Raw genomic sequence first — 22,104 nt, 5'->3', positions numbered from 1 at the left:
GGCCGGGGATGTCGGCCACGACAAATTCCACATTGTCGACACCGACAACGCCGAGATTGGGGTGCAGCGTGGTAAAGGGATAGTCGGCGATCTTTGGGCGCGCGTTCGATGTTGCCGCCAAAAACGTCGACTTGCCGGCATTCGGCATTCCCAGCAGCCCGACGTCGGCAATCAGTTTGAGCCGCAGCCAGATCGTGCGATCAATACCGTCTTGTCCGGGGTTTGCCCGACGCGGCGCCTGATTGGTGGCCGATTTGAAATGCAGGTTACCGAACCCACCATTCCCGCCGCGTGCCAGAAGCACGCGCTCACCAACTTCGGTCAGGTCAGCCAGAACGGTTTCCTGATCCTCATCCAGAATCTCGGTGCCGACCGGAACGCGCAGAACGATATCATCGCCATCCTTGCCGGTTTGTTGACGGCCGCGCCCCGGTTGTCCGTTCTTGGCAAAAAAATGCTGTTGATAACGAAAGTCGATCAGAGTGTTCAGCCCTTCGACCGCTTCTACCCAGACAGAGCCTCCTTTGCCGCCGTCACCGCCATCCGGGCCGCCGAACTCGATGAACTTTTCGCGCCGGAAGCTGACGCAACCGCCGCCTCCGGCCCCGGACCGGATATAGACCTTTGCGAGATCGAGAAATTTCATAGTGTCTTCCTAGTGCAAAGGCCCAATCGGGCACATGTCAGAGTTTTCGGCTATACGTCCAAGTGGGCACATTCGCATTGCGTGCCAGCGAAAAGGTTTCGGCATCGCCTAGATACTGGAAACCGCAATGTGTCAAGACACGCGCCGAGGCGGGGTTGTCTTGAAACACGCTGGCAAACATCGTGCGGTTGCCCAGCGGATTCTCATTAACCAGCGCTTCGACGGCCATAGAGGCGACGCCTGTGTTCCAGTAGATCGGCGCGACCCAATATCCAACCTCGGACTGATTGCGATCCATCTTTTCAAGAGAGATCAGGCCGATCAGTTCCGGCCCTCCATCCTTGGTTGCGTCCATCGTCCAGACGTCTTCGGTGCGGTCATCGGCCATGGCGCGGGTGACGAACGCCTCGACCGAACCCGGCGGTACCGGGTGCGGGATGGAGGTTGTCATGCGCGCCACACGCTCGTCACTGGTATAGTGCTCGATCAACCCCATATCCGACCGGCGTAACGGGCGCAGATCGAACCGCTCGGTTTCAATGACCGGCTGATTTATTATTGTTTCAAGTTTCATATGTGCGCTCCTCCTCCGAACAACACAAACAAGACAGATGCGACGGTCAGTCCCGCCAACATCCTCATCAGATATTTCTCGGACCCGGTTCCTGCAACCGTATGGGCGATCCGATCCCCGGCAAGCGTCCAGATCGGATGCAGCAGCAATTGGCTGCTCAACAGGCAGAGAGCGATCGTAAGCGTGGCCTCGAACGATGACGTTCCTACAGCGACAAAGCCGGTAAACCCGGCCACGATCATCGCCCAGGCCTTGGGATTAAGTGGATGAACCACCAACCCGGCCCAAAAACCCGGCGCGGTATCCTGTGCCTGACCCGGAGCAAGCCTAAGATTGGCGATTTTCCAGGCAAGCCAGAAAATATAGGCTGCAGAGGCGTATTTCAGCACGGTGAAAACGCCCGGCGCCTGCCCTGCCAATTCCATTAGCCCGAAACCGACCGGCCAGATGATCAGCTGTTTGCCCACCACCACCCCCGCAACAAAGGGCAAGGCCGCCCGAAACCCATAGCGCGCACCTGTCCCGAGCAGGGCCATGTTGGCCGGACCCGGTGTGCCGACCTGGGAGGCGGCAAAAATCAGGAAACTGGTCGTTGCGACAGGCATCGGGTTTGTTCTTCAACAGTTGGTGAAAACGAGAAAGGGGACCGGCATGTTCTGCCGGTCCCCCATGAATTTTCTCTTAACCTTCTTGGGTCTCGGCTTACTCTGCGGCCTCCGCCACTGGCAGGACCGAAATAAAGGTGCGGTTCTTGAGCCCCTTGTGGAACTTCACGGCGCCGTCGACGGTTGCAAAGATGGTGTGATCCTTGCCGATACCGACGCCTTCGCCCGGCCAGAACTTGGTGCCGCGCTGGCGCACGATGATGTTGCCTGCGACAGCGGCCTGACCGCCATAAAGTTTCACGCCAAGGCGACGACCTGCAGAGTCGCGACCGTTACGGGAGGAACCGCCAGCTTTTTTATGTGCCATTCTCTCTCTCCTTAGCCTTTAGCCAGCTCTTTGGCTTGCTCAACCCATTCGGGTTTCACTTTGACCGTCTCGATAGCAGCAATCTGCTCGTCCGACAAGGCGGCCAGAGCAGCAAAGCTGTCGATGCCAGCATCGGCCAGCTTCTTGGCGGCGGCGGGGCCTACACCAGTCAGCTGAGTCAGGTCGTCGGCAGCGGTAGCGGCCGGTGCCGCAGCTTTCCCGGCGGGCTTGGCTGCGGGTGCCGCAGCGCCTGCAGGCACAGAACCGGTCGCGGCCTTGACGCCCGATTTGTCCGCGCCCGATGCGAGGATGTCGATGATCTTGACAAGAGTCAGCTTTTGACGGTGGCCCTTGGTTCGCTTGGAACTGTGCTTACGACGGCGTTTGACGAAATTGATGACCTTGTCACCTTTGACCTGTTCGATCACTTCGGCCTGAACGGCTGCACCTTCGACAAAAGGCGCACCGACGACCGGCGCGTCACCACCCAGCATCAAAACGTCGTTGAATTGAACTTTTTCACCTGCGTCAGCAGCCAGTTTCTCAACGCGGAGCACATCGCCCGCCTGAACCTTGTACTGCTTGCCGCCAGTCTTGAGGACCGCAAACATGCGTCTTTCCTTTTCGTTGCCGCGTTCTGTGGTCCCCAGTTGCCTGGGTGTTCATGGCTCTTGCCACCTCGAACAGCGCGCCCTTGCCGGGCGGATTGAGACCCTTGGGGAGTTGTCCCGGGCCAAATAATAACGATACCCGGCGCGGGCGATCCGGCCGGGATGCGCGCTTATCGGAGCATTTCAGATGATTGTCAACCGAATTTCGGAACTAGAGTTCTGTTGCCATCATGGCGCGTGCCACGGCCATTCCCAGATCAAAGGAAATACGATCATACATGTCCGCGAACCCGGAAAAGAAAGCCTCATTCAGAGCGCGACCAGCATTGGTCTGTGAAAAGGCGATGTTTTCGCGAATTTGCGCGTCGGTGAGCGGCTGGTAGGCCATCAGCAGGAATCCGTAGAGCCACACGGTTGTCTCTTCTATCGCATCGTCTTGCTGTTCCAACAATTCCGACAATATGGCGCCGTCGTCTACCGGTGCATCCTGCCCTTCGGCAAAACCGCGAAAAAAATGCAGATCCGAACTGAACGAACCGCGCACGTTTTGCTCTATCAGATCATTTACCCTGATATATTCACGGATCAACCGGAGCCGAGGATCATTGTCGTCCAGGTCTTCATAGATTGAGCGCGCATAGTCCTCGATGGCGGGATCAAGATAGGCGCGGCGGGCCGAATTCTCCAGTGCGATGATTTTTTGGCCGAGATCACTGTCGAAGAACACGGTCGCCTGCACGAGATGCTCGGCCGTCATGTTGCGACCCAGCGCGTTTTTCAGATCGTTGGCCATCTTCTCGATGGAATAGGTCTTGTTCACCTGTTGCTGAAACGGCAAGCCACCCTCGCCGCCGAGCATCTCTTCGTCGAGGCTTTGACCATATGCCAGCCCTTCTTCACGAAGGATCGCGACCACCTCGTTCAGCCTGAGGGCTTCTGCAAGCCTGTCCAGGTTTTCGTCCGCGGCACAGGCGGCAGAAACGAAGGACAGGAGAAAGAACAGAGCTGCAATTAAACGCATCAGATATCCTGTGCAGGTTGAAGATCCGCCATCCGCGCGGCCAACACCTCAAACCGGCCTGCCATGATTTCGTATTGCACGGCATTCAGGAGTTCATACACCTCCTGCATAAGCGGTTGTTCAAGCGCCTCGACATAGATGTCGACTTCGGTGTCGGAGAAATCCTTGTAGGTATAAGCCGCTCCGGCCAAGGCGGAGAGTTGCAGCGCGCTGCGCATGGCCCCTTCGTTCCGTTTCAGCATGGCCAGAAGCTCATCGGCATCGAGCGCCAGGTCAATCACGCCTGCGGCACTGGCAGCCAACAGGAACCTGAGCTGGATTTCCTGCAGTGCGCGCAAGGCGGTGTCGCTGGTATCGACCGCGCGGTTCATCCGCTTGAGGCTTTCCACACGCCGCGCGCCCTGCTTGACCAGATCGGCAACAATCGCTTGCCCTTCCAGTTCTTTGACCTCGTCATCTTCTATCATGTGCGATGCATTTTCTGCTTCGACCAGCCTTTGCCCAAGATCCGAGGCATAAAACTCGACCGCGTGGTTGAGTGCATCGTTGGAAAGCGTCTGTTCCAGGATTTGCACCGCGGTCTCGTGCATAATCCCGGTGTCGAACACTTCTTCGGTGAGTTCTTCCCACTGGGTCCCAAATGAACCCGCGTCGACGCCAAGCATTTCGGGAGCCGATGATGACGCAAGGGCGATGCTGTCAAGTGCCACGTCGAATCCAGTAGTCGTCAGGAATGCTTCGATCCTGTCCCGATCAGCGGCACGAACGGAAACTGGTGCTGACATCGCCAACACGGCGACAAACACCAACAACGGGGCACAAAGGCGAAACACTGATTTCATGCCTCCTAGCCTATGTGAAATCCAACCATGAGCAATGGAAAAACCGTCTCTGACCAAAAAGCAGAAATTTCCGCTTGCACCCCTGCGCGATCACTACTAAATCCCCCCCTCACAGACCCCCGCGGAGAGGTGCCGGAGTGGTCGAACGGGGCGGTCTCGAAAACCGTTGTGGGTGCAAGCCCACCCAGGGTTCGAATCCCTGTCTCTCCGCCATTTTGCGATATTCGTTGAATTGTTGGCTGGACTAGAGGCGCACTGCGTTTCCGGGTATCCCGAAAGCGGCCGCGAGGACGGCCACTCCGCATGTTCTGGTATTTGTGAAAGCCTCAGGCTGCGGGGTAGCTGGTGAAGATTTGCGTGCGCCCGTCACGGTGGACCAGATACACATCATAGGCTTCACGCTCACCTTCAGGCCCCATTCCTGGCGAGCCGTAGGGCATTCCCGGAACCGAAAGACCGATGGCGTCGGGGCGGTCAGCAAGGAGTCGCCGGATATCTTCGGGCGGTACGTGCCCTTCGATCACATACCCATCAACAGTCGCAGTGTGGCAGGACGTCATCTGATCAGGGATGCCGTTCGCGATCTTGTATGCATAAAGGTCGTCCCATGACGCGTCTTCGACGCTTACCGAGAAACCTTCCCGTTTCATGATCCCGATCCACGCGCCGCAACAGCCGCAATTGGGGTCCTTCAGAACGTGCACGGTCGTTGGGGCCAGAGCCAGCGCCTGACCTGCATGGGCAATTGGAAAAACACAAATTCCGGCAACAAAAGCACGGCGGTTCATTGTTGGCATGTCGGGTCCTTTCCGGATAATCGGCCTTTCGGGGTTCTCTTGCCGGGTACCTGTTGCCCAATACTCCGGCTTCTCGGCTTCTTTCCATGACTTTGCTCAAGCGCTCACTCGAACAATGCAGATCGGCTTCGCCCGAGGTCTTCGAGAATTGGGCAATCAGGGCGGTCATCGCCGGCGCATTCGGCGATCAGATGCGAGAGAGTAGCCTCCATCGCTTTCAGGCCCGCGATCTTTTCGGCAATCTCTTTCAGGTTGCGCTTGGCAATTCGTTTTACATCTGCGCTGGCGCGGTCCTTGTCCTCGTAAAGCGCCAGCAGGTGGCGACAGTTCTCGATGGTGAAGCCCAAAGACCGGGCACGGCCGATGAACGCGAGTTTGTGAAGGTCCGTCTCGCAAAAACGGCGGTATCCGTTTTGTCCGCGCTTAGGAGAAATCAGCCCGATGTCTTCGTAGTAGCGGATCGTTTTTGCCGGAAGCCCGGAGCGGGTCGCAACATCACCGATATTCATGGTCTCTCCTCGTTATTCCGCTGGTGCGGCGTGTAACGCCGTCTTGCCGTTCTTTTCGGTTGCAGCACCCCTGCCCGTCGCAGGTCGAACCCATCTGAGCCGCAATGCGTTGGACAGAACAAAGACACTGGACAGAGCCATCGCGCCAGCGGCCAACATCGGCGACAAGAGCGGTCCACCAAAGGGGTAGAGAATACCTGCGGCCACGGGGATCAGCACGACGTTATACCCAAAGGCCCAGAACAGGTTCTGATGGATGTTACGCATAGTTTTCCGGCTTATGTCGAAGGCGTTGACCGAACCGATCAAATCGCCGGAAATCAGCACAACGTCAGCAGCTTCGATTGCCACATCGGTGCCAGTTCCAACCGCGATGCCCACGTCGGCCGCGGCCAGCGCGGGGGCATCGTTGATCCCGTCACCAATGAACGCCAGTTTGTCGCCACTGGTTCTCAAACCTTCCAGTGCAGCTACCTTTCCTTCTGGCAAAACCTCGGCCACCACGTGATCGATGCCCAGAACATCGGCTATGGCCTGAGCAGTACCCGCGTTGTCACCGGTGATCATGGCGGTCTTCAACCCCATTGCGTGAAGGGAGCGAAGAACATCTGGTGTCGTCGATTTGATCGGGTCGGCCACTGCCAGAACGGCAGCAATACGGCCATCGACTGAAGCGTAGAAAGGGGATTTTCCCTTGCTGGCAAGATCCGAACGCAAGTCGGCCAGAGTCCCGAGATCCACGTTTTCGCGTGACATGAGGCGATCGGCACCGACAAGAACATCGCGCCCTTCGACACAGGCGCGAACGCCATAGCCCGGGATCGCCGTGAAGCTGTCCATGGCCGTCATGGGGGCTTTTTGTGTTTCGGCCGCGCGCACAATGGCTTCGGCGACGGGATGCTCCGACTTGGCCTCGACCGAGGCGACAAGGCCCAGAATCTCTTGTTCTGAGAACCCTTGTACCGTTATCAGGTCGGTCAGTTCCGGGCGGCCCTGGGTCAATGTTCCGGTCTTGTCAAAGGCCACAATGCCGACATCCTTGAGAAGTTGTAGCGCGTCGCCCCGGCGGAACAGGACGCCCATTTCTGCAGCTCGTCCGGTCCCGACCATGATCGAGGTCGGCGTGGCCAGCCCCATCGCACAGGGACAGGCGATGATCAGCACCGCGACACCGGTCACAAGGGCCAGGCTTAGCGCCGGATCGGGTCCGAATAACAGCCAGACCGTGACTGTCAGGGCCGCAGCGGCCAAAACTGCGGGAACGAACCAGGCGGTTATCCTGTCCACCGCGCTCTGAATGGGCAGTTTTGCCCCTTGCGCCTGCTGCACCAGATTGATGATTTGAGCAAGCATAGTGTCCGAGCCGACTTTCTCGGCCCGAAATGTCAAGGTGCCATTGCCGTTCACGGTGCCGGCGACAACCATCGTTCCCTTCTTCTTTTCGACCGGCACCGGCTCACCGGAAATCATGCTTTCGTCAACATAGGACGAACCCGTCAACACATGCCCATCCACAGCGATTTTTTCACCAGGACGAACACGGATCACGTCCCCGACGCCAATATCCTCGATAGCGCGCTCGACTGCTTCACCGTTCTCTTCGACCAGTGCGGTTTTGGGCTGTAGGCCAACCAGCTTGCGTATTGCGTCACCGGTCCGACCTTTTGCGCGCGCTTCGAGAAACCGGCCAAAGAGGATCAGAACCACGATTACTGCAGCGGATTCGAAATAGACGTTTGCGGTTCCTCTGGGAAGTATACCCGGAGCAAAGGTCGCCACGACAGAAAAACCATAAGCCGCCGATGTTCCCAGCGCGACCAGAGAATTCATGTCGGGAGCGCGTCTAACAAGCGCCGGGAAGCCTTTGGCATAAAACTGAAAGCCGGGGCCAAACAACACCATGGATGTCAACAAGAACTGCAGGTAGTAGCTGTTCTGATGTCCGATCGTATTTGCGATCAGGTGATGTAGACCGGGAATAATGTGGCTTCCCATCTCGATCAGGAAAACAGGCAAGGCGAGGACGGCTGCCAGCAAGGTGCGCTGCGCCAATATCCGGATTTCATCCTGTTTTTGCTGATCGACTGCAGCAGTTTGGCCCGCGCGTACTGACGCCGGGTATCCGGCGGACGAGGAGATTTCTGCGATTGCCGCCGGAGTCGTCGCCCCGACCGCGTAGCGAATGGTTGCGGTTTCGTTGGCAAGATTGACCGACGCATCCAATATACCGTCGCCGGCCTTCAAGGCGCTTTCTACACGCCCGACGCAGGAAGCGCAGGACATGCCGCTGATTTCTAACGTGGTTTCGTCCGTTATTGCCGGATAACCAGCGCTGTTCAAGCCAGCCACCAGATCACCGACAAACACGGCGTCGTCATATTCGACCTGCGCCGAAGCGTTTGCGAGATTGATCGAGGCGGAATGAACGCCGGGAAGCTCAGTCAGGGCATTTTCGACGCGCCTGACGCACGACGCGCAATTCATTCCGTTTATTAGGAGGCGAATGTTTCGAGTCATATTCATCACCAGTGGCTTTGCTGGTGAAACAGATAAGAGTTCCAGTTACTGGAAGGTCAATAGCGCCGCGGACAAAAACCCTGTCATTTCGGCGTAGAGGAAAGAACCTCACTTGCCAGAGGTCGAAAGTTCCTCTTCTTGTGTACGGAGTTTTTGGTAGTCGCGTTCCTTGTCCGACCAGTTAGATTTGATGAACATCAGAACGTTCGCTATGTCGGTATCCGTCAGCGTATCGCCAAAACCCGGCATTGCACTTTTCACCCCTTTGATGCCCATTTCTTTCAGGATCGCCTGTCCACCCTTTTTGACATAGTCGAACAGCATCCCATCGCCGTGGTGCCACGTATGACCTGTGTGGTCGTGGGGGGGCGCACGCAGGCTCCCATCATCGTTGGGTGTCTGCCAGTCTGCCTCGCCTTTCAAATTCGCCCCGTGACACGGGGCACAGAACTCGGCGTAAAGCGGTGCGCCCTTCGCGATGTCGCCTGTCGGCGCTCGTTTCGCATCCAGCAGAAAAACCAGGAATATCCCCACCAGCGCGAGAATGCCCAGCAGGGACACGGGTAGGATTGTTTGCCAGACAGACTTTTGCAATTCGCGACCCAATCCTGATTTCCGCGGCACCGGCCGTTACGAATGGTCGTGGTGTCCCATTTTGAGGGTACCGCGCATGCCGCCTTCCCGGTGGCCCGGTACGTTGCAGGACAGTTCCAGATCGGCATCACCGGAAAAAGTCCAGATCAGTTCTGCTGTCTCACCGGGTTCCAATAAAAGGCTGTTCCCGTCGTCATGGGCCATGCCGGTTGTACGCATCACGTCGTGATTGATCCTGTCTGCCTCCAAGGCGCCTGTTTCCATCATTTCCAGCATTTCCGACATATGGGCCTGGTGCATCGCGGCCGTCCCAATGTTGAATTCATGCACAAATTCGCCGGTGTTGGTGACAACAAACCGAACGGTTTCGCCGGATTTGATCGAAAGGTTATTTGGTTCGAACCTCATTTCACTCATCGCGATATTTACGGTACGGTCGACGTCAGCCGCTTTTCCTGGCGTCCCAATGTTGACTGCATCGTGGTGGCCACCGTGCCCATGTCCGCCCGAATGCGAACCGCCCGCATTTGTTTCACCGGCTTGCCAGCCAATGAGAGCCGCCAGAGCAGGTAACAGCAAAACCCGTTTCATTGTTTCTCCCTTTCAAATTCATCTTCCGGCTCGTCAGTATTTCCGCCGTGATCAGATACCGTTTTCCCGTTGCAGTTCCCTAACATAGGAAACGATCCCTTTGACGTCACCGTGCGTCAGGCCATCGACCGGAGGCATGTTTCCAAACCGCCAATGATGCGAGCGGACGCCGTTCGCGACAGCCACAAAGAAAGCCTGGTCGGAATGGTGGCCCGGTTCATAGATCTTGTGAACCAGTGGCGGTCCCGATCCATCAACACCTGCAGCATTCACGCCATGGCACATAGCGCATTTGGCTTCGAAGGCGACTTTTCCCACCAAGGCCTTTTCGGTGAGATCGGCGGGTACCGACACTTGCGCAAGCGCAACGGTTCCACCTGAGGACTCGCCAATTGCCGCAGGCTTTCCGCCAGACATTGAAAAATACAAGGCCCCTGCCCCGACTACGAGCAAGCCAGTCAAGCCCAGCATGTTTTTGTTCATTCCAAGTATCCGCTTTTGCTGATTCACCTCGCTTTTGCCAACTTCCAGTACTGGAACGTCAACCTAGGCTTTTCAAAAGTTCGTGACAGCAAACGAAAAGGCCGGGCAAATGGCCCGACCTTCTTTTTCAAACTTGACTTGGATTATGCCCGGCGGCGGCGGCCACCGCCACCACGACGGCCACGGCCTTCACCTTCGGAACCTGCAGCGTCAGGCGCCTTGTTGAACCGGATCCATTCGGAACCGTGCGGGTCGTTGTTGGTCAGCAGATTTGCGGCGCGGATGGCCTCCATCTCCTTGCCCGCGCGCGGCAGTGTCGAACCCAGGCCAAACATCGTGACAAAGGTTTCGTCATCCATGCCTTCGGGAAGGATGATGCCAGCGGCGGCAACTTCTTCTTTCTTGGCGGCAATTGCCTTTTGCGTAATTGGCAATGCGACCGGGTTCATGATCGCTGAGGTCATGCCGGCACCCATTGCCATCGGCAGGAAGGCATTGTTGATGCCGTGACGGTTGGGAAGACCGAACGAGATGTTTGAGGCGCCACAAGTGGTGTTTACGCCCAATTCTTCGCGCAGGCGGCGGACCAGTGCAAATACCTGTTGGCCTGCGGTTGCCATCGCGCCGATTGGCATGACCAGCGGGTCCACGACAATGTCGTGTGCAGGAATGCCGAAATCCGCGGCACGCTGAACGATCTTCTTGGCCACGTCGAAACGCACGTCCGGGTTTTCCGAGATACCGGTGTCGTCGTTGGAGATCGCAACAACCGGCACGTTGTATTTCTTGACCAGCGGCAGAACCAGTTCCAGACGCTCTTCCTCGCCAGTGACCGAGTTCAGCAACGGACGGCCTTCGGCGGCCGCAAGCCCGGCCTCTAGCGCGCCGGGCACCGACGAGTCGATGCAGAGCGGAACGTCGACCAGGCCCTGAACCAGCTCGACGATCCGGGTCATCAGCGGCGGTTCCGTCTCGTTCGGGTTGGGGTTCGAGTTGTATACCACACCCGCATTGATATCGAGCACCGTGGCCCCGGCGGCAACTTGCGCCAGCGCGTCTTTTTCAACGGTCGAAAAATCGCCCGCTTCCAGTTCGGCAGCCAGTTTCTTGCGGCCGGTGGGGTTGATCCGCTCACCGATCACGCAGAACGGTTCGTCGAAACCCAGGATGGCTGTTTTTGTTTTTGATTCTACGACTGTACGGGTCATGTCCGATCCTTAGGAGTTTGCGGGCTTTGCCGAAGCGCCGCCGTTTTCAATGGCCCAGTTGGCGTTGGTCTTGATGCCGCCAAGCGGGAAGAAGTGCACGTTGGTGATGTTGAAATCCGGATTGGCTGCCTTGTGCTCGGCCAGTGCGGTGATCACGTCGTTGGGCTCGTAAGGCAGCAGCAGCTTGGACACGTCCATGGCGCGCTTCTGAAGCACCTTTAGTGACGGGCCAACACCGCAGGCGATGGCGAACTTGATCAGCGTTTGCAGCTTAGCGGGACCTGCAATGCCGATGTGGATCGGCAGGTTGACACCTGCCTCTTTCAGTGCGTTTGCCCAGGCGATGATCGGCTTGGGGTCAAAGGCGAACTGGGTCGCCAACGCCATTTCGGCGTCGGTGCGCTCGCTGAACTGCTGTTTCCACTGCAGCGCCGCGTCGACGTTCTTGCGTGAACCGTCGGGGTCGATGTCCTTGTTTCCTTCGGGGTGTCCGGCAACGTGCAGGCGCTTGAAACCAGCTTTGTCAAACAGGCCGGTTTCCATCAACTGCATCGAGCTGTCGAATTCACCATGGGGCTTTTCGACACCGCCAGCCAGCAACAATGCCTGATCAACGCCGGCCTCGCCCTGATACATTGAAATCCAGTTTTCCAGCGTCGCCGCATCCTTGATGATGCGGGCCGGGAAGTGGGGCATAACCGGATAGCCTTCGGCCGCGATCCTTTTGGCGGTCTTGACCATTTCGGCAATCGGAGTACCCTCGATATGGGCGATATAGACGCGAGTGCCCTGGGGCAACAGCGCGCGGAAATCCTCGACCTTTTCAGCGGTCCTCGGCATCACCTCAATCGAATAGCCCTGCAAAAAGGCTTCGACGGTCGGGTTTACCGGGGCTTTCTCGGCCACATCACGTTTCTTGAAGTTCAGCAAAGCCATCTTGGCCTCCCATAAAGAGTTTCGGGCTTATGCCCAACCGTCATTTGCAATCAGGGTCTTGATCCGGTCCTGATCGTATTCAGCTTCCAGACGCCTGGCCTCGGCCTCGGCAACGTCAACCGGATCGCCTTCGACCTCGAACGGGGCGGCTTTGCGCCATTCCGCAAGATAGGCATCGGTATCCTGTGCTCCGACCTTCATCGCGGCACGATCGATCGCCTGCTCGAAGCGCTCGGCCAGTTGCTTTTTAGCTCCGCGCCGCCCCTTCCCCACGATGACTTGGGCGGGGATGTCGCGCCAATAAACGATGGTAACTTCGGGCATACCGAATGATTCCTCCTGACCTGGTGAGGCGGTTCTAAACTCCAATCTGCGCCAAAGTCGGTCGGATTTCGACACCTGCAGCATTTGCAGCGACCTTTTCGCATACCCAAGGATACGGTAGGAGCCTGTAGGGATTCTACCGCTGCCGCGTATCAAAATTCTCATGACCTTCATGAGCCGCTTGCGCCGCGCCAAGGCCCGCCATATGGTCGAGGTAACTCGAAATCGGAGGGCGTGTAGTCATGGCGCCCAAGCGTCCCAAAGGTGCGGGCGCGTTCCCGAAAGCGGTCGAAAGCCCCGCGCCTAGCAGGCCCGATCCTGATGCGCTGTATGCCGCGCTGGATCTGGGTACAAATAGTTGCCGCATGCTGATTGCCCAACCCAAGGGCAGCGGTTTTCATGTGGTGGACAGTTTCTCAAAGTCTGTTCAACTGGGCGCCGGGCTGGAACGGACAGGTAGGTTGTCGCGTTCATCGATGTCCCGCACGGTTCAGGCCCTTCGCATCTGCCAGCAAAAGCTCAAACGCAACAAGGTCAACCGGATGCGGTTGGTGGCGACCGAAGCCTGCCGTCGTGCCAAGAACTCGCGGGAATTCATCCGTCAAGTCAAGCGCGAGACCGGATTGACACTTGAAATCATCCAACCCGAGGAGGAAGCCCGGCTCGCCGTGATCTCCTGCGCGCCGCTGGTGTCGACCAAGACTGAGCAACTTTTGGTGGTCGATATCGGAGGCGGATCAACCGAGTTGGTCTGGATCGATATCTCTTCGGTTCCACGCCGCGACCGGCCTGCGGCGATCATGAGACTGCATGCTGGATTTCATCCACCCGAAAGCCCCTTTCCCGCCGCCAAGGTAGTGGATTGGATCAGCGTGCCGCTGGGTGTCGCCACGCTGCGCGACCAGTTTCACGATGTTGAGGACGACGCCGCCCGTTTTGCGCTGATGAGCTGGTTTTTTGAAGAAAACCTCGCCGATTTTGCCCCTTACAAAGACGTACAAGCGCGGGCGGGGTTTCAGATCGTCGGAACCAGCGGAACCGTGACGACGGTTGCGGCTTCGCATCTTGGCCTCAAGCGATATGACCGAACTAAGGTGGATGGCCTTCGTATGACATCGGATCAAATCGACAAGGTCATTCGCGGCTACCTTGATCTCGGTCCGGAAGGTCGCCGCCGCGATCCCCGCATTGGCGAGGACCGGCAGGCGCTGATCATGTCGGGTTCGGCCATTTTGCAGGCGTTGTTGCGCTGTTGGCCCACTGACCGGCTGTCGGTCGCAGATCGTGGACTGCGGGAAGGGCTGCTTTATGCACAGATGAGCGCGGATGGCGTGCTGGAAGATGGGCCGTTCTAAGAAACAACTATGAAACTCGTGCGTGTAGCCAGCGCCTATCGTATGGCGACCGTTGCGACTACGATTTGCGTATTGGAAGCCGCCGGGTTTGATGTTTTTTGCCCCGGCTTTCATACCACGGTATTACTACCGCACTATGCGCTGTCATTTGGAGGTGTTCCGATTTGCGTACCGAAAGATCAAGCTGCAGATGCCCTGGAGTTGCTACGATCTTTCACCTCTCCAAATGAGAATAACCTCGCAGTTCTTTCTCAAGCACTAAATTGTCTCGGTTGGCTCGGATTTGGCGTTTCGACACCTTGGTCAGATCTGGCGCTGGTAGATAAAGTCACACCCCTTACTTGATACAGGGGCGTCTTGCCGATATTGACCGGACAGTTTCAGGAGATCGGTCAAATGGCAAAGACGCCGAGCGGAAAGAACACCTCTGGCCGGGGCCAACGCGATCTGAAGGTCAAGGTCAAGACGGCACGCGGGCGCAAGCTCAGTTCAACCCGCTGGTTGCAGCGCCAGTTGAACGATCCCTACGTCAAACGGGCGCAGGCCGAAGGATACCGAGGTCGCGCGGCCTTCAAAATCCTGGAACTGGACGACAAGTTCCGATTTCTTGTACCGGGTGCGCGCGTTGTCGACCTTGGTTGTGCGCCAGGCGGATGGTGTCAGGTCGCCGTCAAACGCGTAAACGCACTGGGCGAAAAATCCGGCAAAAAGATCGGGACAGTTCTGGGTATTGACCTACAGGAAGTTGAACCGATCGCGGGTGCCGAGATTCATCAATTGGATTTCATGGCCGATGATGCGGATGAACAGGTGAAGGAGTGGTTGGGCGGCAAAGCGGATGTGGTCATGTCCGACATGGCTGCCGCCTCGTCCGGACATAAGCAAACCGACCATTTGCGGATCATCGCACTGTGTGAAACTGCCGCTCATTTCGCGTTCGACGTTCTCGAGGAAGGCGGCACATTTGTCGCCAAGGTGTTGGCTGGTGGAGCCGAGGGTGATCTGCAGAAATTGCTCAAGCAGAAGTTCGAGAAGGTCGCGAATGTCAAACCACCTTCTTCCCGCTCGGACAGTTCCGAGAAGTTTGTCGTGGCAACAGGGTTTCGCGGTTAGCGATCAGACTGCGTGAAACGGGTTTTTGTCGTTATCTTGTGAATTTTTCGTTAAATCTGGCTTATTGGGCCGGTATTGATTGACCGCATTGACCATATCTTCGGCCGATGGTGCCTCAGGTTTTTCCGACAAGTCATTGTATCTGAGTAGGGAAAAGAGTTGGGCGTGCCGGCCCAAAGGTTCTTTCTCGAACATGGATCACCTAATAACAAACCAGGTCCACTCGGACCCATATTCTTTTTGATAAACTAATTTGGCTTTTTGAGGTCCTTTTTGTGACGGCTATGTGGCGCATTGATCTCGGGCTTGGAACTGATAACACACTTAACGCCGTGGTGCAGCGCTCAGATCCATCAGGGCACCATTGAATTCGGCGCCAAGGATTAGAATGGCAGCGCAAAGGTACAGGAAAATCAATGCTGCCATAGCCCCGGCCAGTCCCGCATAAGTCGCGCTGTAGGTGGCGAACTGCGCGACATAAAAGGAAAACCCCCAACCGCCTGCCGCCCAGAGCAAAATTGTCAGCCCCACTCCGGGCAGGATTTGCATCAAGCTGTGGCGGTGAGGTGGCAACAAGGCATGAAAGGCGAGTACCATGCCGACCGGCATCGCAACGGTGAAAATCCAGCCAAGCCGGTCGACGGACAGCCATTCCACCGCTTCGCCCGGCAACCGCTCGGTCACCAGCTTGGTGTAGGCGGGCAAAACGACCTCAAAGGCTGCAGCACCCAGAACAGCCGCTCCTCCCCCGATAACCAGTGCCACGCATAACAGACGTGATTTCCAAAACGCGCGCGTATCCACATCGTGATAGGCTTGCGTCAGCGCGATACGCACGGCATTTACGCCGTTTGACGCAAAATAGATGGTCAAAACGCCGCCAATGGTCATGACACCCGAGCTTGCGCCGCGCAACACGGCGCGTAGCTCCGCTTCGATCGGATCAGCCACCTCTTTAGGCCAGGCCCCGAACATCAACTCGATCAACTCGTCGGTCATATAATTCTGTGAAAGGCTCCCGGCGAGGGCAACGGTGAACAGCACAAACGGAAACAGCGCCATCATTAGCGACATCGCAACATGACTGCTCATGACAAAGCCATTCTTTGCGACAAATCTCTTGCCGGCGAGCCATAGGGCGCGCACAGGCCGTGGGATGGCGAGATTCGAGGAAACCGTCATAACCAAACCCTAGCCCGGCTTTCACGCGGCCTGAACCCCGGAATTGCCAGCCCTGCCAAGGCATCCGGAACGTTGCACTCTGGTATCAGAATGGGCAACATCCCTTAGAATGGGCAAAACAGTGGGCCGACAAGGGTTTCAGTTACATGACGGACAAACACGACAACACCCTTTCGTCCATACGGTTCAGCCTGCCTGCGGTTAGGGACACGCTGATCGTCCTGACGCTGATCGTCTTCGCACTTTACGCGGGATCGGCGTTTCTGATCCCGTTGGCGCTGGCTTTGTTGGTAAACGTCCTGATCATCGCAGTCAGCGACAGAGTTGTTTCCTGGGTTCACATTCCGGTATGGCTGGCAAATCTTTCAGGCATCACCGTCGTCCTGGCAGGATTGTTCCTAATCGTCTACGTCCTTGGCAGCCAGGCCACACAGTTCGCGCGCACCCTGGGCGCGTACGAAAACCAGTTTGATGTGGCTGTCGGTCGGATCACCGGTTTCGTCGGCAACGATGTGACAAATTTCGTGCGGGACAACTTGATCAACATCGACATGGCGCTGGTGGCCCGTACGGCGCTGGGCAGCGCGACCTCGCTGTTGAACCAGTTCTTTCTGATCAGCCTTTATGTCGCCTTCCTGATGGCCGAGCGGTTAGCCTTTCGCAAAAAGATCCGACTTGCGGCTGGAAGCCCAAAGCTTGGTGATGACATGGCTTCGGTCATGGATGCGATTTCCTTGAGTTTACAGAAATACCTGGGTGTCAAGACCTTCATCAGCGCCGTGACCGCCCTGATCAGCTATGCGGTATTCAAGGTTCTCAAGTTGGAGTACGCGGAGACATGGGCCGTTTTAACCTTTGCACTGAACTTCATTCCGTCAATTGGCTCGATCATCGCGGTGATCTTTCCGGCGCTGGCCTCGCTGGTGCAGTTCGAATCCGTCACACCGTTTCTGATCATCGTGTTCGGGTGCGGAACACTGCAGTTCCTGATCGGCAATTTCCTGGACCCGGCAATGCTGGGTCGATCACTGAACATGTCAACATTTCTGGTCATTCTGGCACTGACATTCTGGACAACGGTTTGGGGGCTGATCGGGGCATTTCTGAGTGTTCCGCTGACGGTCTGCATCCTGATCGTCTTTAGTCATGTACCTTCGCTGCGGCCTGTTGCGATCCTAATGTCGCTGGATGGTCAATTGGTTGATAACGGCCCCGACGGTGAATGACTCTCTGTTCATAGGGGCGGAAATTTATCGCCACTCGACCTATGGACGAAACCACCCGCTGGCCATCCCGAGAGTGTCGACGGTCATAGACTTGTGCCGGGTCTTGGGGTGGTTGCCCCAAGCGCAATACTTGACGAGCCCGAGGGCAAAACCCGCCGCGCTTACCCTGTTTCACACGCCGGAATATATTGCCGCGCTGCAAGATGCGGAACGCCAGCAATATGTGAGCGACAACGTACGTAAACGCCATGCATTGGGCACAATGTCGAACCCGGTCTTTCCCGAGATGTACCGGCGCCCCGCCACGGCTGCCGGTGGGTCGATGCTGGGGGCGGAACTGATCGCTGAGAGAGGCGCCGTCTTCAATCCGGCAGGCGGCACCCATCATGGATTTCCCGACCGGGCTGGAGGCTTTTGCTATCTCAACGATCCGGTTCTTGCGATCCTGAGGTTACTGGCTACAGGATTGGAACGCATCGCTTACGTTGACATCGATGCACATCACTGTGACGGAGTTCAAGACGCTTTTGCCGGTTCCGAAAAAGTCCGGCTTATTTCGGTTCACGAAGAAAGGCGCTGGCCATTCACCGGCGGTCTCAACGATGATACCGGCGGCACAGCATTTAACTTGCCTGTACCAAAAGGTTTTAACGATGACGAGTTTTCTTTGGTCCTAGACAACCTGATCCTACCGGCAATTTCGGCTTTCAAACCGAATGCAATTGTATTGCAGTGCGGGGCGGATGCCGTATTCGAGGACCCGCTGTCGCGGCTTACCCTGTCCAATAATTCGCACTGGCGATCCGTAACTGCACTGAACGATTTAACCGATCGCCTACTTGTTCTTGGCGGCGGCGGTTACAACCCATGGTCGGTCGCAAGGTTGTGGACAGGCGTCTGGGCGACGCTTTCGGGGTATGAAGTGCCCGACCGCCTTCCCCAACCTGCTGTTTCGGTCCTGCAGGCGTTGACATGGCGACGGGCGGCGGGGCGCAGTCCCCCGGAAAGCTGGTGCACGACTTTGCGCGATAAGCCGCGTTTCGGCCCCATACGCGAAACAATTCGGGCAACGGTAGCAGGGTTGCGAAGCAGGCTTTGAGTTTCACTTGCAAACTGGGCAAACATGCGGACAAACCTCTCAGGCTCAAAAATCATTGCTGTGGCCTCAGACCTTGATCAGGAATACACTGACCTTGTTAAGTTACTGAAACGACCGGATTACAATGTGGACCGCCATCGTCTCTGCCACCGTTTTTGCGGCTTACGCCTTGGCCGTATATTGCGCTGTGCGCGCAGCACAAACCGCACGAACGCCACAAGGCGCGGTGGGTTGGGTGGTTTTCCTTCTGTCCTTCCCGTTCGCCGGCTTGCCACTTTACATGTTTCTGGGACATCACCGGTTTCGGGGCTACCGCATTGCTCGCCGCGAAAGTGAACGGGTTGTCGCCGGCCTCAAGGCCTTTGCCGAGGCGAGCAGCCCCGACCCCAAGGAAATGTCCATCAACCCTCGACCCTTCGAGGACCTGGCCCATATGCCGGTGTCCCGCGGCAATGGCGCCGATCTGTTGATTGACGGGGAAGATACCTTTCAGGCAATCTTCGAGGCGATCGACGCCGCAGAAAAATACGTTCTGATTCAGTTCTATATCGTGAGAGACGACGAGCTTGGGCTGGAGTTGCAGGAAAAACTGATCGCTGCGCACCGGCGGGGGGTGCATGTCCGTTTCCTGACGGATGCTGTCGGAAGTTATGGCCTGCCCCGCAGATATTTCGACAAGCTTCGAAAGGCAGGGATCGACGTTGCTGATCCGCGCGACCAACGCGGACCGAATTTCCGGTTTCAGCTCAATTATCGTAACCATCGCAAAACCGTCGTGATTGATGGCCACACAGGGTTCATTGGCGGCCACAATGTGGGTGTGGAATATCTGGGGCAAGAGACCGATTTCGGCCCTTGGCGGGATACTCATCTGCGTGTCCGCGGCCCCATAGCCCTGCAATTGCAGTTGGTTTTTGCCGAGGATTGGCACTGGGCGCGAAACGAAGACCTGATCGATCTGTTAACATGGGCGACCCCTGCCGCACCCGAGGACATGAATGCGCTGATCGTGGCGACCGGCCCCGGCGACCGCACCGAGACCGGTGCGATGATGTTCTTCGCAGCAATCACTGAAGCACGTGAACGGCTGTGGATTGCCTCGCCGTACTTCGTTCCCGATATCGACATCATGACCGCGCTCAAACATGCGGCCATGCGAGGTGTCGATGTGCGCATTCTGGTTCCCGAAGTGGCCGACCACAGGATTCCCTGGCTTGCCGCATTCGCCTATTTCGATGAGATCCGCGACTGTGGCGTACGCATCTTTCGGTATGACGACGGTTTTATGCATCAAAAGGTATTCGTGGTCGATGATACTTTGGCCGCGGTCGGTACGACAAATCTCGACAACCGGTCATTCAGGTTGAATTTCGAAGCAATGGCCCTGTTTTTTGATCACCGTGCCGCACACTCTATCGCCGAGATGCTGAAAGACGATTTCAATTCCAGTTATGAATTGACAAAAAGGCTGGAGGATCAACCGATTTATATCCGGTACGGGGCACCGATTGCCCGCCTTTTCGCACCAATCCTCTAAGACAGGAACCGGTCCTCGAACAACCGGGTCATGAGGGCCACGAGGAACGCGGTAGACAACCCAAAAGCCAGCAATCCTGTCACCGCTGCAAAGGACCCGAAAATCCTCAGCTCTTCGCCCAGCACAATGTCGCCATAGCCCAGGGTGGTGAAGGTGACCAATGAAAAGTAGAGAGCGGTGTTCCAGTCTGGGAGGATATCGCTCCAAACCCAGACAATGGCCCAGATCCAGACCTGAATTGTGTGAATCGCGACGATGGTGGCCAATGCAACCACGATCGGCGCGGCGGTTCGCACGACCAATCCGCGATTGCAACATTTTTCGTGCACGCTTCGGATCAGAACCGTGCACCAGGTCAAAAGGCCGATCTCGATGAGGAAGCAAATCATCAGATAGACACTGCCCCACAAAATTTGTTGCGACAATGTCATGCTTGGTCTCCTCGCTACCTGGTCAAACTCAGTTCAAGAATGACCCGGCGTTGATAGAGGAACAACCCCTGGCCGACACTTGCATCAATGGTCATGTTGCGGCGAATTGTTCAAAGGCGGGATCAACGCTGGACATGCGGTTGCCGAGGAACACATTCTCAACCAACACGAAAACGGAGCGATGATGCTGCTAAATGTAGACAAGGTAAGAAAGTCCTACCCCGGCGGGCGCCCTGTTCTGCAAGATGTTTCGTTTCAAATGGATGCAGGTCAGACCCTTGCCTTGACCGGTGAAAGCGGAAGCGGAAAGAGCACTCTACTGAACCTGGTGGCCACGCTGGACAAACTCGATAGTGGCGAAATTACCTTGGCGGGGATCCCCCTTTCGTCGTTGTCAGACCGTGGTCGCGCGCAGATGCGCCGCAATACCGTGGCCTTGGTGTTTCAGCAATTCAACCTCATTCCGTCGCTGACTGTCGAACAGAATTTGTCTTTCCAAGCCCGGCTTTCTGACCGGTTGGACAAAACGTGGCTGGCTGAGCTGACAGAGCGGCTTGGCCTAACAAACCTGCCGCAGCGTTATCCCGAGCAGTTGTCGGGTGGTCAACAGCAGCGGGTGGCGATCGGGCGTGCCCTTGCGGCGCGACCCAAACTACTGCTTGCGGACGAGCCTACGGGAAATCTGGACGAAACCGCCAGCGAGAACGTTCTGGACCTGATGCTGCAGCTTGTTCGCGATACGGGTACAGCACTGCTTTTGGCCACCCACTCGCCAAGCATTGCCGGACGACTGGACCGGCGCGCGCATCTCGCCGGTGGCCAACTTCAATGATAAGGGCCACGATCCCGGCGCTTTGGTCGCATTGGCGGCGACACAAGTTGCAATTGGTGACACTTCTATGCGGTGTCGCGCTGGCAACAGCGCTTTGGTCGGCGGTTCAGGCCATCAACGCCGAAGCGCGGGCAAGCTATGCCACGGCGAACCGGCAACTCGCATTGGGTCAATTCGAAGAACTTCGTGCGCCGAACGGCTCTATCCCCCTTTCGCGCTATGTCGAATTACGGCGGGCGGGCTGGCAGCTTGCGGCTGTTCTCGACGGCAATCTGCGTGTCGAAGATCGCTATTTCAGAGTGATGGGCGCCGACCTTGTCTCTTACCCCGCTCTGGCGGCAATTGAAGAGGCGCAACAAAACGCTGCCATTGGAACCCCGGCTGAAGCGCTGACAGAACCTGGCTTGTTGTTCGTGCGCCCTGATATTGTTGAAATGCTTAACCGCCAGCCTCACCTGCCACCGGTATACCCCAGCGAGGCAGTTCCGCCCGACCTAATCCTGACCGATATCGGTGTCGCCGAAAAGATTCTAAACAAGGTGAACGAGATCTCGCGATTGGTCATCCTGCCTGATCAGCCAATGGGATTGCAGCCGTTGAGTGAACTGGCACCTGACCTGGAACGGATCAGCAGCGGCCCAGGTACCGATACCGCGCAACTGACCGAAAGTTTTCACCTGAATCTGACCGCATTTGGTCTTTTA

Annotated in this window: 25 protein-coding genes, 1 tRNA gene and 1 pseudogene; 9 read left to right on the top strand and 18 right to left on the bottom strand. The window is 56.9% G+C overall.

Annotated features, from left to right (window positions below; translation table 11 throughout):
• The 7 genes from obgE to AC2FNB_RS15825 all read right to left on the bottom strand — a co-directional run.
• A partial coding sequence (gene obgE, locus AC2FNB_RS15855) for a GTPase ObgE (RefSeq protein WP_496747827.1) occupies positions 1–646 on the bottom strand: 646 nt, incomplete at its 3' end.
• A gap of 37 nt (positions 647–683) precedes the next feature.
• On the bottom strand, positions 684–1,220 hold the full coding sequence (locus tag AC2FNB_RS15850) for a GNAT family N-acetyltransferase (protein WP_480751376.1): 537 nt from the start codon (positions 1,218–1,220) through the stop codon (positions 684–686).
• On the bottom strand, positions 1,217–1,825 hold the full coding sequence (locus AC2FNB_RS15845; RefSeq protein WP_496747825.1) for a LysE family translocator: 609 nt from the start codon (positions 1,823–1,825) through the stop codon (positions 1,217–1,219). The genes AC2FNB_RS15850 and AC2FNB_RS15845 overlap by 4 nt, the downstream gene beginning before the upstream one ends.
• 97 nt (positions 1,826–1,922) lie before the next feature.
• Positions 1,923–2,192, bottom strand: coding sequence for a 50S ribosomal protein L27 (gene rpmA / locus AC2FNB_RS15840; protein WP_480751372.1), 270 nt, complete (start codon positions 2,190–2,192; stop codon positions 1,923–1,925).
• A gap of 11 nt (positions 2,193–2,203) precedes the next feature.
• Positions 2,204–2,803 (bottom strand): 50S ribosomal protein L21, encoded by a 600-nt coding sequence (locus tag AC2FNB_RS15835; RefSeq protein WP_496747822.1) that lies wholly within the window; start codon positions 2,801–2,803, stop codon positions 2,204–2,206.
• A 211-nt stretch (positions 2,804–3,014) separates the two neighbouring features.
• Positions 3,015–3,824, bottom strand: coding sequence for a DUF2059 domain-containing protein (locus AC2FNB_RS15830; protein WP_496747819.1), 810 nt, complete (start codon positions 3,822–3,824; stop codon positions 3,015–3,017).
• On the bottom strand, positions 3,824–4,666 hold the full coding sequence (locus AC2FNB_RS15825) for a DUF2059 domain-containing protein (protein ID WP_496747818.1): 843 nt from the start codon (positions 4,664–4,666) through the stop codon (positions 3,824–3,826). The genes AC2FNB_RS15830 and AC2FNB_RS15825 overlap by 1 nt, the downstream gene beginning before the upstream one ends.
• Positions 4,667–4,789: 123 nt before the next feature.
• Between AC2FNB_RS15825 and AC2FNB_RS15820 the strand changes: the two genes are divergently transcribed.
• Positions 4,790–4,879: transfer RNA gene (locus AC2FNB_RS15820), tRNA-Ser, on the top strand.
• A 113-nt stretch (positions 4,880–4,992) separates the two neighbouring features.
• On the opposite strand, the gene AC2FNB_RS15815 is transcribed toward AC2FNB_RS15820, so the two are convergent.
• From AC2FNB_RS15815 to AC2FNB_RS15775, 9 genes are all read right to left on the bottom strand, one after another.
• Complete coding sequence (locus AC2FNB_RS15815) at positions 4,993–5,463, bottom strand: DUF411 domain-containing protein (protein ID WP_480751366.1); 471 nt, start codon at positions 5,461–5,463, stop codon at positions 4,993–4,995.
• Between the two features lie 104 nt (positions 5,464–5,567).
• Entirely contained in the window at positions 5,568–5,972 is a 405-nt protein-coding gene (gene cueR, locus AC2FNB_RS15810) for a Cu(I)-responsive transcriptional regulator (RefSeq protein ID WP_496747815.1), read from the bottom strand.
• A gap of 12 nt (positions 5,973–5,984) precedes the next feature.
• Positions 5,985–8,495: a heavy metal translocating P-type ATPase gene (locus AC2FNB_RS15805; protein ID WP_496747812.1), complete on the bottom strand. Its 2,511-nt coding sequence runs from the start codon at positions 8,493–8,495 to the stop codon at positions 5,985–5,987.
• 102 nt (positions 8,496–8,597) lie between these two features.
• Positions 8,598–9,095 (bottom strand): c-type cytochrome, encoded by a 498-nt coding sequence (locus tag AC2FNB_RS15800; protein WP_496747810.1) that lies wholly within the window; start codon positions 9,093–9,095, stop codon positions 8,598–8,600.
• Between the two features lie 24 nt (positions 9,096–9,119).
• The gene (locus tag AC2FNB_RS15795; RefSeq protein ID WP_496747808.1) at positions 9,120–9,674 is read right to left on the bottom strand and encodes a cupredoxin domain-containing protein; all 555 of its coding nucleotides are present in this window, start codon (positions 9,672–9,674) and stop codon (positions 9,120–9,122) included.
• Positions 9,675–9,725: 51 nt separating this feature from the next.
• Positions 9,726–10,157 (bottom strand): c-type cytochrome, encoded by a 432-nt coding sequence (locus tag AC2FNB_RS15790; protein WP_496747806.1) that lies wholly within the window; start codon positions 10,155–10,157, stop codon positions 9,726–9,728.
• Positions 10,158–10,300: 143 nt separating this feature from the next.
• The gene (locus AC2FNB_RS15785; RefSeq protein ID WP_480751356.1) at positions 10,301–11,365 is read right to left on the bottom strand and encodes a dihydropteroate synthase; all 1,065 of its coding nucleotides are present in this window, start codon (positions 11,363–11,365) and stop codon (positions 10,301–10,303) included.
• A 9-nt stretch (positions 11,366–11,374) separates the two neighbouring features.
• Positions 11,375–12,301 carry a methylenetetrahydrofolate reductase gene (locus AC2FNB_RS15780; RefSeq protein WP_496747804.1) on the bottom strand — a complete coding sequence of 309 codons (927 nt, stop codon included), beginning with the start codon at positions 12,299–12,301 and terminating at the stop codon, positions 11,375–11,377.
• Between the two features lie 27 nt (positions 12,302–12,328).
• Positions 12,329–12,625 carry a virulence factor gene (locus AC2FNB_RS15775; RefSeq protein WP_480751354.1) on the bottom strand — a complete coding sequence of 99 codons (297 nt, stop codon included), beginning with the start codon at positions 12,623–12,625 and terminating at the stop codon, positions 12,329–12,331.
• Between the two features lie 242 nt (positions 12,626–12,867).
• Here AC2FNB_RS15775 and AC2FNB_RS15770 point away from each other — a divergent pair, with 242 nt between their 5' ends.
• From AC2FNB_RS15770 to AC2FNB_RS15760, 3 genes are read left to right on the top strand one after another with little or no spacing between them, the layout of a single operon-like run.
• Complete coding sequence (locus tag AC2FNB_RS15770) at positions 12,868–13,980, top strand: Ppx/GppA phosphatase family protein (RefSeq protein WP_480751353.1); 1,113 nt, start codon at positions 12,868–12,870, stop codon at positions 13,978–13,980.
• A 9-nt stretch (positions 13,981–13,989) separates the two neighbouring features.
• Complete coding sequence (locus AC2FNB_RS15765; RefSeq protein ID WP_496747801.1) at positions 13,990–14,325, top strand: hypothetical protein; 336 nt, start codon at positions 13,990–13,992, stop codon at positions 14,323–14,325.
• 51 nt (positions 14,326–14,376) lie between these two features.
• On the top strand, positions 14,377–15,093 hold the full coding sequence (locus tag AC2FNB_RS15760) for an RlmE family RNA methyltransferase (RefSeq protein ID WP_480751351.1): 717 nt from the start codon (positions 14,377–14,379) through the stop codon (positions 15,091–15,093).
• 324 nt (positions 15,094–15,417) lie between these two features.
• Here the strand turns inward: AC2FNB_RS15760 and AC2FNB_RS15755 are convergent, their stop codons facing one another.
• On the bottom strand, positions 15,418–16,275 hold the full coding sequence (locus AC2FNB_RS15755) for a YihY/virulence factor BrkB family protein (RefSeq protein WP_496747799.1): 858 nt from the start codon (positions 16,273–16,275) through the stop codon (positions 15,418–15,420).
• Between the two features lie 146 nt (positions 16,276–16,421).
• On the opposite strand from AC2FNB_RS15755, the gene AC2FNB_RS15750 reads away from it, so the two are divergent.
• The 3 genes from AC2FNB_RS15750 (at position 16,422) to cls (ending at position 20,137) form a co-directional block, all read left to right on the top strand.
• Positions 16,422–17,501 (top strand): AI-2E family transporter, encoded by a 1,080-nt coding sequence (locus AC2FNB_RS15750; protein ID WP_496747797.1) that lies wholly within the window; start codon positions 16,422–16,424, stop codon positions 17,499–17,501.
• On the top strand, positions 17,464–18,600 hold the full coding sequence (locus AC2FNB_RS15745; protein ID WP_496747794.1) for an acetoin utilization protein AcuC: 1,137 nt from the start codon (positions 17,464–17,466) through the stop codon (positions 18,598–18,600). The genes AC2FNB_RS15750 and AC2FNB_RS15745 overlap by 38 nt, the downstream gene beginning before the upstream one ends.
• Positions 18,601–18,724: 124 nt before the next feature.
• Positions 18,725–20,137, top strand: coding sequence for a cardiolipin synthase (cls, locus tag AC2FNB_RS15740; protein WP_496747792.1), 1,413 nt, complete (start codon positions 18,725–18,727; stop codon positions 20,135–20,137).
• Here the strand turns inward: cls and AC2FNB_RS15735 are convergent.
• Positions 20,134–20,568 carry an ion channel gene (locus AC2FNB_RS15735; protein ID WP_480751343.1) on the bottom strand — a complete coding sequence of 145 codons (435 nt, stop codon included), beginning with the start codon at positions 20,566–20,568 and terminating at the stop codon, positions 20,134–20,136. The two genes, cls and AC2FNB_RS15735, sit on opposite strands and share 4 nt — an antisense overlap.
• A 184-nt stretch (positions 20,569–20,752) precedes the next feature.
• Here AC2FNB_RS15735 and AC2FNB_RS15730 point away from each other — a divergent pair, with 184 nt between their 5' ends.
• Positions 20,753–21,400 carry an ABC transporter ATP-binding protein gene (locus tag AC2FNB_RS15730; protein WP_496747789.1) on the top strand — a complete coding sequence of 216 codons (648 nt, stop codon included), beginning with the start codon at positions 20,753–20,755 and terminating at the stop codon, positions 21,398–21,400.
• Positions 21,401–21,456: 56 nt separating this feature from the next.
• Positions 21,457–22,104 (top strand): annotated as a pseudogene (locus AC2FNB_RS15725) (ABC transporter permease); the annotation flags it as partial.

The sequence above is a fragment of the Ruegeria sp. BHSB058 genome (assembly GCF_059613285.1).
The sequence above is the reverse complement of the archived record's forward strand: the minus strand, read 5'-3'. Positions and strand labels throughout refer to the sequence as shown.